10 protein-coding genes are annotated in these 13046 nt (G+C 72.6%); all 10 read left to right on the forward strand.

Translation table 11 applies throughout. From position 1 onward, the window contains the following. Positions 1-5: 5 nt before the first annotated feature. The gene (locus OIE69_RS09360; RefSeq protein WP_326571481.1) at positions 6-842 is read left to right on the forward strand and encodes an ABC transporter ATP-binding protein; all 837 of its coding nucleotides are present in this window, start codon (positions 6-8) and stop codon (positions 840-842) included. Further along, positions 835-1551, forward strand: a complete 717-nt coding sequence (locus tag OIE69_RS09365; protein WP_326571482.1) for an ABC transporter ATP-binding protein — start codon at positions 835-837, stop codon at positions 1549-1551. The genes OIE69_RS09360 and OIE69_RS09365 overlap by 8 nt, the downstream gene beginning before the upstream one ends. After that, positions 1552-2427 carry a branched-chain amino acid ABC transporter permease gene (locus tag OIE69_RS09370; protein ID WP_326571483.1) on the forward strand — a complete coding sequence of 292 codons (876 nt, stop codon included), beginning with the start codon at positions 1552-1554 and terminating at the stop codon, positions 2425-2427. It abuts the gene before it with no gap. A gap of 7 nt (positions 2428-2434) precedes the next feature. Then, positions 2435-3529: a branched-chain amino acid ABC transporter permease gene (locus OIE69_RS09375; RefSeq protein ID WP_326571484.1), complete on the forward strand. Its 1095-nt coding sequence runs from the start codon at positions 2435-2437 to the stop codon at positions 3527-3529. A gap of 101 nt (positions 3530-3630) precedes the next feature. Next, a complete protein-coding gene (locus tag OIE69_RS09380) occupies positions 3631-4947 on the forward strand; it encodes an ABC transporter substrate-binding protein (RefSeq protein ID WP_326571485.1) in 1317 nt (438 codons plus the stop codon). A gap of 79 nt (positions 4948-5026) precedes the next feature. Beyond that, entirely contained in the window at positions 5027-5746 is a 720-nt protein-coding gene (locus OIE69_RS09385) for a TetR/AcrR family transcriptional regulator (RefSeq protein WP_326571486.1), read from the forward strand. A 416-nt stretch (positions 5747-6162) separates the two neighbouring features. After that, on the forward strand, positions 6163-6390 hold the full coding sequence (locus OIE69_RS09390) for a type A2 lantipeptide (RefSeq protein ID WP_326571487.1): 228 nt from the start codon (positions 6163-6165) through the stop codon (positions 6388-6390). A 104-nt stretch (positions 6391-6494) separates the two neighbouring features. Further along, positions 6495-7301 (forward strand): HlyD family efflux transporter periplasmic adaptor subunit, encoded by an 807-nt coding sequence (locus OIE69_RS09395; RefSeq protein WP_326571488.1) that lies wholly within the window; start codon positions 6495-6497, stop codon positions 7299-7301. Continuing rightward, positions 7298-9556, forward strand: a complete 2259-nt coding sequence (locus OIE69_RS09400; RefSeq protein ID WP_326571489.1) for an NHLP family bacteriocin export ABC transporter peptidase/permease/ATPase subunit — start codon at positions 7298-7300, stop codon at positions 9554-9556. The genes OIE69_RS09395 and OIE69_RS09400 overlap by 4 nt, the downstream gene beginning before the upstream one ends. A gap of 1 nt (position 9557) precedes the next feature. After that, positions 9558-12425 carry an NHLP bacteriocin export ABC transporter permease/ATPase subunit gene (locus OIE69_RS09405; RefSeq protein WP_326571490.1) on the forward strand — a complete coding sequence of 956 codons (2868 nt, stop codon included), beginning with the start codon at positions 9558-9560 and terminating at the stop codon, positions 12423-12425. The last annotated feature ends 621 nt before the right edge of the window (positions 12426-13046 follow it).

Below are 13046 nucleotides of genomic sequence, written 5' to 3' on the forward strand. Positions count from 1 at the left end.
GACTGGTGGAAAGCCTCCTGCGCATCGACGGACTCGAGGTCTCCTTCGGAGGCCTGTCCGCACTCGATGCGGTGTCCCTGTCGGTCCGGCCGGGCGAAGTGCTCGGTGTCATCGGCCCCAACGGGGCCGGAAAGACGACCCTGTTCAACGCCGTGTGCGGCTTCGTGCGCCCGGCCGCCGGGACGCTGCACTGGCAGGACCGGGCACTGTCCTGGCCCCGCCCGCACCAGCTGGCCCGGCTCGGCATCGCCAGGACCCTGCAGGGCCTGGGGCTGTTCCCCCGGCTCACCGTGCTGGAGAACGTCATGGTCGGGGCGACCCGGCACGCGCGGGCGGGCTTCGCCTCCGCGCTGCTGGGCCTGCCCCGTTCGGACCGCGACGAGCGGCTGCTGCGCCACCGTTCGCTGGCCGTCCTGCGCGAGCTCGGCGCGGAGGACGCCGCCGGCCGGCTCCCCGGCGAGCTCCCCTACGGGGTGCAGAAGCAGGTCGCGCTGGCCCGGGCGCTGGTCGGCGAGCCGCGGCTGCTGCTGCTCGACGAGCCGGCCTCGGGGCTGTCCGAGGACGGCATGCGCGAACTGGGCGAGGTCATCTCCGGGCTGCGCGAACGGATGGCGGTGATCCTCGTCGAGCACCACATGGACCTGGTCATGCGGGTCTGCGACCGGGTCCTCGTCCTCGACTTCGGCAAGGTCATCGCCTACGGCACCCCGGACGAGGTGCGCGACGACCCGCTGGTGACCGAGGCGTACCTCGGCGACGAGGTCACCGAGGGGACACCGGCGCCGGCCGACACCGCGGCACCGGCGGCGCCCGGGGCGCGAGAGGAGTCCTCCCGTGCTTGAGGTCCGTGAACTCGCCGTCTCCTACGGCATGGTCCGGGCCCTGGACGGGGTGTCCCTCACCGTGGACCAGGGGAGCATCACCGCCGTGCTGGGCGCCAACGGCGCCGGCAAGACCACGCTCCTGCGCACCGTCAACGGGCTCGTCCGGCCCCGCTCCGGCAGCGTCCTGCTCGACGGCGCCGACATCACCCGGCTGCCCGTGGAGGAGGTCGTACGGCTGGGCCTGGCCCATGTGCCGGAGGGCCGCGGGGTCATCACCGAGCTGACCGTCCAGGACAACCTCCGGCTGGGCGTCCTGTGGCGGAACCGGCGCGAGCGCAGGGCGCTGCAGTCCACCGGTCTGGAGGAGGTCTACGCCCTCTTCCCCGCGCTGGCCGAGCGGCGCGCACGGCTCGCGGAGACGCTCTCCGGCGGCGAACGGCAGATGCTGGCCATCGGCAGGGCGCTGATGACCCGGCCGCGGCTGCTGCTGCTCGACGAGCCGTCGCTGGGGCTCGCTCCCCGGGTCACCGCGCAGATCCTCGCGGTCCTGCGGGAGTTGCGGGAGCGGCAGGGGCTCACCGTGCTCCTGGTGGAGCAGAACGCGCGCAGCGCCCTGTCCGTCGCGGACCACGGCGTCGTGCTGAACCTGGGGCGGGTGGTCGCGTCCGACGCGGCCGCGAGCCTCGCCACCGCGGACGACCTCCGCCACGCCTATCTGGGGTTCTGAATGTACTTCATCAATCTGACACTGGGCGGGGTGAGCAGCGGCATCGTCTACGCCGCGGTCGCGCTGGCCCTGGTGCTCATCTGGCGGGCGACCCGGATCGTCAACTTCGCCCAGGGCGGCATGCTGATGATCACGACCTTCGTCGCCCTCGGCGTGATCAACGCGACGGGTTCGTACTGGCTCGGGCTGCTGGCCGCCCTCGTCTCGGGGTTCGTCCTGGGGGCGGTCGTGGAGCGGGTGCTGGTCCGCCCGATCGAGAACGGGCCGCCGATGAACGCGGTGATCGTCACCCTCGGTCTGCTGCTGTTCCTGCAGGCGGTCGCCGGGATGGTGTGGGGCGGTTCGCCGCGTTCCTTCCCGCCGCTGCTCGGCATCAAGGGCTTCACGGTGGGCGACGCCCGGTTGCTGCTGTCGCCCTCGGACCTGTTCGTCATCGGGGCCGTGCTGGTGGTGATGGCGCTGCTCGTGCTGCTCTTCCGGGTCACCCCGGTGGGGCTGCGGATGCGGGCGGCGGCGTTCTCCCCCGAGGTGGCCCGGATGTTCGGGGTGCGGGTCGGGCGGGTGCTCACGCTGGGCTGGGCGCTGGCGGGGGCGGTCGGGGCGCTCGCCGGGGTCCTCGTGGCGCCGGCGACCTTCGTCGGGCCCAACCAGTTCGACGCGGTGCTGGTGTTCGGCTTCGCCGCCGCCGTCGTCGGGGGGCTGGACAGCCCGCCCGGTGCGGTGGTCGGCGGGCTCGTGGTCGGGCTCACCCTCTCCTACGTCTCGGGGTACCTGGGGTCCGAGGTCGCGCTGCTGGGCGCGCTGGCGGTGCTGATGACGGTGCTGATGATCAGGCCCAACGGCCTGTTCTCGCGCACCTCCGTGCGACGGGTGTGAGGGGCACATGACCGACACGACCGACACCACGAAGGACCTGGGGTCCCCGCTCGGGGGCCCGGCGGCCGCCGGCCCGGCGGCCCGGCTGCGGGGTCCGATGGACCGCACCGCGGTACGGCACCTGGTGCCCGCGCTGCTCGGGCTGCTGGTGGTCTGCGGCGTCAGCGCGCTGCTGTCGCCGTTCCAGAACCTGGAGGTCGCCACCGTCGCCACGTACGTGTGCGCGGTCGCCGGGCTGACCGTCCTGACCGGGACCAACGGCCAGATCTCGCTGGGTCACGGCGCGCTGATGGCGGCGGGCGCCTACGGGACCGGCCTGTTCCTCACCGAACTGGGCTGGTCGCTGGTCGTCTCGCTGCTGGCGGGCACGGTGGTCACGGCCGCCCTCGGCGCGCTCGTGGGCGCCGCCGCGGCGCGGCTGCAGGGCCCGTACCTCGCGGGCGCGACCCTCACCCTGGCCGTCGGGCTGCCGGCGCTCGCCAACTACCGGCACCTGACCGATCTGCTCGGCGGCGAGAACGGGCTCGTGGTGGCCTCGCCCCCGCCGCCCGAGGCGCTGGGCCCGTACTTCCCGCTGGAGCGCTGGCAGGCCTGGGTCTGCGTGCTGTGCGCGGTGGTCGTGCTCGTGTTCCTCGCCGACCTCGGGCGCAGCCGCGTCGGCCGGTCGTGGCGGGCGATCCGGGACGACGAGGTCTCCGCGGCGCTGGCCGGCATCCACGTGGCCCGGCTGCGGGTGCTCGCCTTCGTGGTCAGCGCGGCCTGCGCGGGCCTGGGCGGCGGACTCCTCGCGGTGGTCAGCTCGCTGGCCGCGCCCGGCGCGTTCCCGCTGGCGCTCTCGCTGTCCCTGCTGACGGCGGCCGTGCTCGGCGGCCTCGGCAGCCTGGCGGGCGCCGTGTACGGCTCGGTGCTCCTCGTCCTGCTGCCCAACTGGACGGGGGACGTGGCGGACGCCCTGCACCTGTCCCGGGGCTTCTACGCGAACCTGCCGCTGGCCCTGTACGGCCTCGCCCTCGTCCTGTCGATGCTCCTGTTCCCGCAAGGGATCCAAGGGGCCCTCATCCGTCTGGTCCGGCGGCTCCGCACCCGGGGCTCCGGTACCTGACCGTCCACATCCCGTTCCCTCAACCCGTTCCCTCGACCAGCGTCACCCCACGTGAAATCCGTTCAGAACCCACCGAATCAGATTCGGTTCCAGGAGGGGTCATGAGAAGAAGTCACCGACACGGTCTGCGTCTGCGCGGCGGCGCCGCGCTGGCCGTGCTGGCCCTGGTGCTCACCGCCTGTTCGGGCGGCTCCGGCAGCGGTTCCGCCGCACCGGGCGTCACCGAGGACAAGATCGTCATCGGCAGCCACCAGCCGCTCACCGGGCCCGCGGCACCCGGGTACAGCAACGTCTCGGCGGGCGCCAAGGCGTACTTCGACCACGTCAACGCCAACGGCGGGGTCAACGGCCGGAAGATCGAATTCCGGTACAAGGACGACGCGTACAACCCGACGCAGACGGTGAAGGTCACCAAGGAACTCGTCCTGGAGGACAAGATCTTCGCGATGGTGGGCGGCCTCGGCACGCCGACCCACACCAAGGTGGTCGACTTCCTCAACAGCCGCCGCGTGCCGGACCTGTTCGTGTCCTCCGGCTGCCGCTGCTGGGACCAGCCCGACAAGCACCCGCAGACCTTCGGCTGGCAGCCGGACTACCTCGTCGAGGGCAAGATCCTCGGCCAGTACATCAAGGAGAACTTCGCGGGCAAGAAGGTCGCCTACTTCTACCAGGGCGACGACTTCGGCAAGGACGGCGTCGAGGGCCTGGACCAGTACATCCCCAAGGAGTCGGTGGTCAGCCGGCAGAGCTACCAGCCCGGCGGCACCGACATCGCGCCGCAGGTCACGGCCATCGCCCAGTCCAAGGCGGACGTGGTGGTGCTCTTCACCATCCCGACGTACACCGCGCTGTTCAAGCTCACCTCGCTCAAGCTCCAGTACAACCCGCAGATGGTGGTGACCAACGTCGGCTCCGACCCGACCACCCTGGCGGGCCTGCTGCAGTCCTTCGCCAAGCAGGCGGGCGGCACGGCCGACCCGGCGGCGCTCATGGACGGCATCATCACCGACACCTACATGCCGCCCACCAACGACGCGTCCAACAGCTGGATCAAGCTCTTCCGCGGGATCCACGACAAGTACATCCCGAAGCTGCCCTTCGACGGCAACGTCGAGTTCGGGATGTCCATGGCCTACACCTTCGTCCAGGCGCTCCAGGGCGCGGGGAAGAACCCCACGCGCGAGTCGCTGGTGAAGGCCGTGGAGAAGGGCGGCTTCACCGGGCCCGGACTGGTGCCGTTCCGGTTCAGCGGGGACTCCCACGCGGGCTACACCGGCGTCCAGATCGGCATCCTGAAGGGCAGCACCGAGGTCGCCCTGCAGGGCACGCCGCTGGTGACGGACGACGAGCAGGGCGCCATCACGCCGTACACCACGGCGCCGCCGGAGGCCCCGGCCAACGGCATCCCGGCGTCCTGAAGGCCGACGGGTAGTGTGCTGCCCCTCCAGGCAGTGGGTTCACGGCGCGACGCGACCGTGACGGACGGAAGGTCCCGGGATGGGCGACACACGCGGTGACGAGCTGCTCATCGGCGATCCCGCGGACCTTCCCACGACCGGTGGGGCGTCCGGGCCGGCCCCGGCCCGGACGCCCGGCCGGGCGGCGACCACCCGGCAGTCGCTCCTCAAGGCGGCCCGCGAGGTCTTCGGGGAGTCGGGGTACGCGGCGGCCGGCATCGCCGAGGTGGTCCGCCGTGCGGACGCCAGCGTCGGCGGGCTCTACCACCACTTCGACGGCAAGGTGGACCTCTTCCTGGCCCTGTGGGAGGAGTTCCGCACCGCGCAGGCGCAGACCACGGCCCGGGCGGTGGCCCGGCTCCGGGAGACCGGCGAGAGCCGCCCGCGCGCCCTCTTCCTCACCGGCACCCGCGCGTACCTGGAGCACACCCGGGCCCGGCGGGAGATGGCCAGGCTCTTCTACACCGGGGACACCCCGCCGGGCTTCGACCTGCTGGGCCGGCAGAACCTCAGGACCTGGATCAGCCACAACGCGACCCTGCTCGGCATCACCCACGAACGGCCGGGCGACCGCGCCCTGCTGATCGCGCTCACGACGACGATCGCCGAGATCGGGCGGGAGCTCGTCGTCTGCGACGACGCCTGCGAGGCCGCGGACCTGACCGACACCGCCCTGGAACTCATCGGCAGGCTCTGCGACTTCGGTCTGTCGGGCGCCGAGGGCGACACCGCCGGCCAGGCCCGTCCGGCCACCGCCTGAGCCCGTCCGGCCACCGGCCCCCGGTTCCCGCGCGCCGCGGATCACCCCTGCTCACAGGGCGGTAGGCCCGACCCAAGCGCAGGGCTGAACATTACCTCCGGTAAATCTGCACACCGCACACGTGGGCGACATACGACCGCACGTCCGCACGGGACATCCCGCGCCGGCGCGCACGGTTTGATCCGGAGTGCCCGGTTCCGCGACCCTGGCGCCATCCCCGGGTGTGAAGGAATTGCCACCGCGAGGTGGGAAACACGGCACACCGGTGAAGCCGCGGATCCGAACCCAATTCGAACGCCCTGACCGTCAATTGGCCGTGCCACCTGCTCCCATGCTTGTATCCCGTGCCGTGGCGAAGAGGTTGCCCCCCTGATGATTCGCCACATGAAATGTGTTCACACGAAGGGAAACCCCCCATGGACTTCACCTCCCAGGTTGAGACCCGCGAGATCTCCGACGCGGACCTGGACAACGTCTCCGGCGGCCTCGTGGGCGGCCTCGTGGCCGGCGCCACCGGCACCGTCGAGTCGATCGCCCCGGTCGCCGGCACCGTGTCCGGTGTCGTCGGCACGGTCGAGGGCATCTCCGGTGTCAACACCGGCGCCGTGACCGGCCTGGCCACCGGCCTGATCGCGGGTCTCTGACACTGATGGATCCGCGGGTCCCGGATGCCTCCCTTCCGGGACCCGCGGACGCCATTGCGGCCTTGTGTCCCAATGGCGAGGGATGCGGCTGAGGGAAGAGTTCCGTGCAGTTTCGCCAAAAGGCCCTTGCCAAGCTCCAATCACCGGAGGCGCTCGATCTCCCGGTGCGTTTCGCGCGTCCGCAGGGCCGTATCGTGCTGGCCGTCGCCATTCTCGTGATCGCCGCCGCGAGTTCCTGGGCGGTAAACGGTTCCGTGTCCTCGAAATTGAGCGTGCCGGGAATTATCGGCCACGGGCAGGGCAGTTACGTCCTGCAGAGTCCGGTCGCCGGACAGGTCACCCGGGTCCTCGCCGAGGAAGGGCAGCGCCTGCCCGCCGACGCCCCTCTGCTCAACGTCCGTACGGCGCGCGGCGACACCGTCGTCCGCACCGTGGCGGCGGGCCGGGTCAGCGCCCTGGTGGCCTCGATCGGCACCGTCGTCACCGTCGGCGCGGACGTGGCGGCCGTCGAACGCGTCGCCCGCACCGGCGACCCGCTCGTCGCGACCCTCTACGTCCCGGCGACCGGCGCCTCCTCCGTGCCGGTGGGCGCCGCGGTGGACCTCGCCGTCGAGTCCGCGCCCCAGGCCCGGTACGGGGTGCTGCGCGGCCATGTGCAGACCGTCGGCCGCACCTCGCGCACCGCCCGGCAGATCGCCGCCGACCTCGGCGACCCGCAGCTCGCGGCGCAACTCACCCGCGCGGGGCGCCCGGTGGCCGTCGTCGTGAGGCTCGACGCCTCCTCCCGCACCCCGAGCGGATACCGCTGGTCCAAGGGCGACGGTCCCTCGTACGAGCTGGACTCCATGACCCTGGCCACCGGCGCCGTCCACCTGGCCGCACAACGCCCGATCGATTGGCTGCTCCCTTGACCGCGCCGACCGCCCGGCCCCAGCAGCGGCCGCTGCCGCCCGCCGGCCGCCGCAGGCACCGCCCCGAGCCCGCACGCACCCGCCGGCAGCGTCCGCGCCGCAGGCCGCGCACCGTCCGCACGCCGACCGTGCTGCAGATGGAGGCCGTGGAGTGCGGGGCGGCCTCCCTCGCGATGGTGCTCGGCCACTACGGCCGGCACGTGCCGCTGGAGGAACTGCGCATCGCCTGCGGCGTCTCCCGCGACGGCTCACGCGCCAGCAACCTGCTCAAGGCCGCCCGCGGCTACGGCCTGCAGGCCAAGGGCATGCAGATGGAGACCGCGGCCCTCGCCGAGGTACCGGCACCGGCCATCCTCTTCTGGGAGTTCAACCACTACGTCGTCTACGACGGCACGGGCCGCCGCCTCGGCCGGCGCGGCGTCCACGTCAACGACCCCGACAAGGGGCGGCGTTTCGTACCGGTGGAGGACTTCGACACCAGCTTCACCGGTGTCGTGCTCACCTTCGAGCCGGGCCCGGACTTCCACCGCGGCGGCCGCAGGCCCGGCGTCCTCGGCGCCCTTCCGGCCCGGCTGCGCGGCACCAGCGGCACCATGCTCGCCGCGCTGGTGGCCAGCCTCCTGCTGGTCGCGGTCGGGGCCGCGCTGCCCGCGCTCAGCCGCACCTACATCGACCTGTTCCTGATCGGCGACCAGACCTCCCTGCTGGGCGTGCTGTTCACGTCGATGGCCGTCCTGGTGGCGCTCACCGCCGCGCTCACCGCGGTCCAGCAGTCCAACCTGCTGCGCGGCCGCATCATCTCCTCCACCCTCGGCAGCGCCCGCTTCCTGCGCCACCTGCTGCGGCTCCCGGTCACCTTCTTCACCCAGCGCAGCCCGGCCGACCTCGTACAGCGCCTGCAGTCCAACGACGCGGTCGCCGAGACCCTCGCCCGCGACCTGGCCGCGGCGGCCGTCGACGGCGTCGTCGTCGTGCTCTACGCACTGCTGATGTGGACGTACGACCCCCAGCTCACCGTCCTCGGGGTGGGGATCGCCCTGCTCAACGCCGTCGCCATGCGCGTGGTGACCCGGCTGCGCGCCACCCGGACCCAGAAACTGCGCGCCGACAGCGCCCGGCTCACCAACACCTCGTACACCGGCCTGCAGTTGATCGAGACGATGAAGGCCACCGGAGGCGAGAACGGCTACTTCCGCCGCTGGGCCGGGCAGCACGCCTCCACCCTGGAGGAGCAGCAGCGGCTCGGCGTGCCCAGCGCGTGGCTGTCCGTCGTCGCCCCGACGCTCGCCACGCTCAACAGCGCGCTCATCCTGTGGATCGGCGGGCTGCGGGCGGTGGAGGGGCACATCTCGATCGGTCTGCTCGTCGCCTTCCAGGCCCTGGTCACCCGGTTCACCGCGCCCATCACCCGGCTCAACGGCGTCGCCGGCCGCATCCAGGACTTCGCCGCCGACGTGGTGCGGCTCAAGGACGTCGAGAACTTCCCCGTCGACTCGCTGTACGCGCGACCCGAGTCCGGGGCGAGCAACCGCCGTCTGAAGGGCCACGTCACGCTGGAGGACGTCACCTTCGGCTACAGCCCCCTCGACAAGCCGCTGCTGTCCGGCTTCTCGCTCTCCGTCGCCCCCGGCCGCCAGGTCGCGCTCGTCGGCGGCTCGGGCAGCGGCAAGTCCACCGTCTCCCGGCTCATCGCGGGGCTCTACAGCCCCTGGGAGGGCGCGATCCGCATCGACGGGACACGCCTGGAGGACATCCCGCGCGGCGCCCTGGCCGCGTCCGTCTCCTTCGTCGACCAGGACGTCTTCCTCTTCGAGGGCACGGTGCGCGACAACGTGGCGCTGTGGGACCCCTCCATTCCCGACGCCGACGTGGAGGCCGCGCTGCGCGACGCCTGCCTGTACGAGGTGGTCGCGCGGCGCCCCGGCGGCCTCCACAGCCGCGTCGAACAGGACGGCCGCAACTTCTCCGGCGGGCAGCGGCAGCGGCTGGAGATCGCCCGGGCCCTGGTCCGGCGGCCCAGCGTGCTGGTGCTCGACGAGGTGACCAGCGCCCTCGACGCGGAGACCGAGCAGGCCATCATCGACAACCTGCGGCGCCGCGGCTGCGCCTGCGTGGTGATCGCGCACCGGCTCAGCACGGTCCGCGACAGCGACGAGATCCTGGTCCTCGACCACGGCACGGTCGTCGAGCGCGGGCGCCACGAGGAACTCATCGCGGCGGGCGGCGCGTACGCCGCACTGGTCAAGGAGCACTGAGGTGACCCCCGTGGAGCCCGGCACCGCCGCCGACGACCTGGTCCTGGCCGCCCTCGGCGGGCTGGGCACCGCCGTCGACTGCGCCGGCCTGCGCAGCCTCCCGCTGGAGGGGCCGCACGTGCTGTGGCTCGTGGTGGCGGGCGCCCTCGACCTGTTCGCGGTCGACGCGGCCCAGCAGGGCCACTGGCACTACCTGGGCCGCCTGGAACCCGGAACCCTCCTGCTCGGCCCGGTCGAGGGACCCCGGCACACCCTCGTCGGCCGCCCGCTGCAGGGCTGCCACCTGCGCCGCGTCCCGCTGCGCGAGCTGTACCGGCCGCCCCACCCGCAGCAGGCGGCGTACGGCGACGGCTGGGACCGGCAGGGCCCGTACGGCGCCGGCCACGACACCCGGGAGCTCGCCCTCAGCCTCCTCGAGCACGCCTTCGCGCTCGGCGTCGGTCGCAGCCAGCGCGTGCTGTACGAGGCCCCGCTGACCGGCCGCGCCACGGACGCCGAGCACGTCGCCGACGACGACATCCTGTGGCTGCCGGTCCTGCCGGGCAGCGTGCAGTACGGGGCCGCGTACTCCGCGGAGGCGGCGGGCGACCTGCTGATCGACGGCGCCATGTGGCAGAGCATGGTCAACCAGCAGTACCGGCTGCTGTCCACGCTCGACGGCTGGATCGAGGGCATGGAACGCGCCCACGAGGACCGTACGGCCGCGGGCATCAAGGCCGGGGAGGCCGTCCGGGAACAGGCCGACCGCGATCTGCTGGCCTCCATCGCCTCCTCCCGCAAGTCCCCCTCGCGCACCGCCGCGGCCTCCTCCGACGACGCGACGTACGCCGTCTGCCGCCAGGTCGCCGAGGCCGCCGGGATCACCCTCGTCCCGCCGTCGCGCAGCGGCGCCGTCAGCGACCGCATGGACCCCGTCGAGCGGGTCGCCGTCACCTCCGGCATCCGCACCCGCCCGGTACGCCTCGACGGCGAGTGGTGGCGGGAGAACACCGGCCCCCTCGTCGGCCGGCGCGCCGCGTCCGGGGCGCCGGTGGCCCTGCTGTGGCGGCGCGGCGGCTACGAGGCGGTCGGGCCCGGCGGCGGCAGCCGCGTACGGGTCGCCGAGTACAACGCGGAGGACTTCGAGCAGCGCGCTGACATGCTCTACCGGCCGCTCCCCGAACGGGGCACCGGTCTGGCGCGGCTGCTGCGCTTCAGCCTCAGGGGCTCCGTCGGCGACCTGCGCAACCTCGTCCTCAGCAGCCTGGTCACCGTCGGCCTCGGCGCCCTCGTGCCCATCGCGACCGGGCAGGTGCTGGGCACGTACGTACCCGACGCCGAGACCGGGCTCATCGTCCAGGCCGCGCTGGCCGTCGCCGTCACCGGCCTGGTGTGCGCCGCGTTCATGCTGACGCAGAACCTCACCGTGCTCCGCATCGAGGGCCGCATCGAGGCCACCCTGCAGCCCGCGGTGTGGGACCGCCTGCTGCGCCTGCCGACCGGGTTCTTCGCCGGGCGCTCCACGGGCGAGCTCGCCAGTGCCGCGATGGGCATCAGCGCCATCCGCCGCGTGCTCGCCGGGGTCGGCCCGGTCGCCGTCCAGGCGACGACGGTCGGCGCGATGAACCTCGTCCTGCTGCTCCTGTACAGCGTCCCGCTGGCGCTCGCCGCCCTCGGCATGCTCGTCGTCATCGGCGCCCTGCTCCTCGGTCTCGGCCTGTGGGAACTGCGCTGGCAGCGACGGCTGGTGGAACTCGGCAACAAGCTCAACAACGAGGCCTTCCAGACCCTGCGCGGCCTGCCCAAGCTCCGCGTCGCCGCCGCCGAGAGCTTCGCGTACGCCGCGTGGGCCCGCCGCTTCGCCCGCAGCCGCGAACTCCAGCGGCGGGCGGGCCGCGTCAAGAACATCACCACCGTCCTCAACGCCGTCTACCTGCCGCTCTGCTCACTCATCATGTTCATGCTGCTGGCCGGTCCGGCCCGGGGCTCGCTGTCCGCGTCCGGCTTCCTCACCTTCAGCACCGCCATGACCATGCTGCTGACCTCGGTCACCCAGCTCACCGGGGCACTGCTGTCGGCCGCGGCGGTGCTGCCGATGTACGAGCAGGTCAAGCCGATCCTCGACGAGGCCCCCGAGGTGCGGGGCGGCAGCACCCAGCCCGGCGTCCTCTCGGGCGCGATCGAGGCCCGCAACCTCTCCTTCCGCTACTCCGACGACGGCCCGCTCGTCCTGGACGACGTCTCCCTGCGGGTCGGGCCCGAGGAGTTCGTGGCGATCGTCGGCCCCAGCGGCTGCGGCAAGTCCACGCTGCTGCGCCTGCTCATCGGCTTCGACCGGCCCGCTTCCGGCAGCGTCCTGTACGACGGCCAGGACCTGGCCGCCCTCGACCAGGGCGCGGTCCGCCGCCAGTGCGGCGTCGTGCTGCAGAACGCCCAGCCGTTCACCGGCTCGATCCTCGACTGCATCTGCGGCGCCGAGGCGTACTCGCAGGAGGAGGCGATGGAGGCCGCCGCCATGGCCGGTCTCGCCGAGGACATCAAGCGCATGCCGATGGGCCTGCACACCATGATCGCGGGCGGCAGCACCATCTCCGGTGGCCAGCGCCAGCGCCTGATGATCGCCCAGGCGCTGATCCGCCGGCCCCGCGTCCTCTTCCTGGACGAGGCCACCAGCGCCCTCGACAACGAGACCCAGCGCGTCGTCATCGACAGCACCCGGCGGCTGCGGGCCAGCCGTGTGGTGATCGCGCACCGGCTCTCGACCGTCATGGACGCCGACCGCGTCGTGGTGATGGAGGACGGCCGCGTCGTCGAGGAGGGCCGCCCCGCGGACCTCCTGGCGAACCCCGGCGGCCGGCTGCGCGAGCTGGTCCGGCGTCAGATGAGCTAGAGCAGGGGGACGGCGCCCCGCACCGTGGGGACGCCGGCGTGCGACTGACGCGGCGTTTCGGAGGGCTTCCGCTCTCGTCGGTTCCGAATCGGGATCGCGAGGGCTCCCGCGGTGGCGGAGCCGGGGTGGGCGTATCCGCGCTCGCCGTATGGGGTGGCGACCGTACGGCCTACGAGTGCGGTGCCGGATCCCCGGCGAGCGAGAGCAGTCGCCCCATGGGCAGGGGAGGTTCGTTCCGGTGCACTCGGTCGACCGTGAACGTCCTCACGGTGTCGGCATCCCGACACCTGTCTGTAAAACGACAGATGGCCGGGTGCGCAAGCCGCTGAGGGCCTCGGCAACGCGCCGCCTCCCGAGAACCCCTCGATCAGCGGCCAGGAGCACGGGCCGAACCACCGCCGCCCGTATCCGAGTTCGCGCTGCTCACAGCCTCGAGAGGCTCGAGTAACCGCACCTCGGCGATCGACCGGACGCCGTTCCCGTCGCGCGGAACCCACCGCGCCCGCGACGGCGAAACTCCCCCAACAGGCGGCCACGGCAACGCCGGGCGGGACGGATCGTCATTCGAACGTGATCTTCCTGTAATCGGTCGGAGGTTGGGTGTGACGGACATTCACACCG

This window comes from Actinacidiphila glaucinigra, assembly GCF_035918135.1.
GTDB lineage: Bacteria > Actinomycetota > Actinomycetes > Streptomycetales > Streptomycetaceae > Actinacidiphila > Actinacidiphila glaucinigra.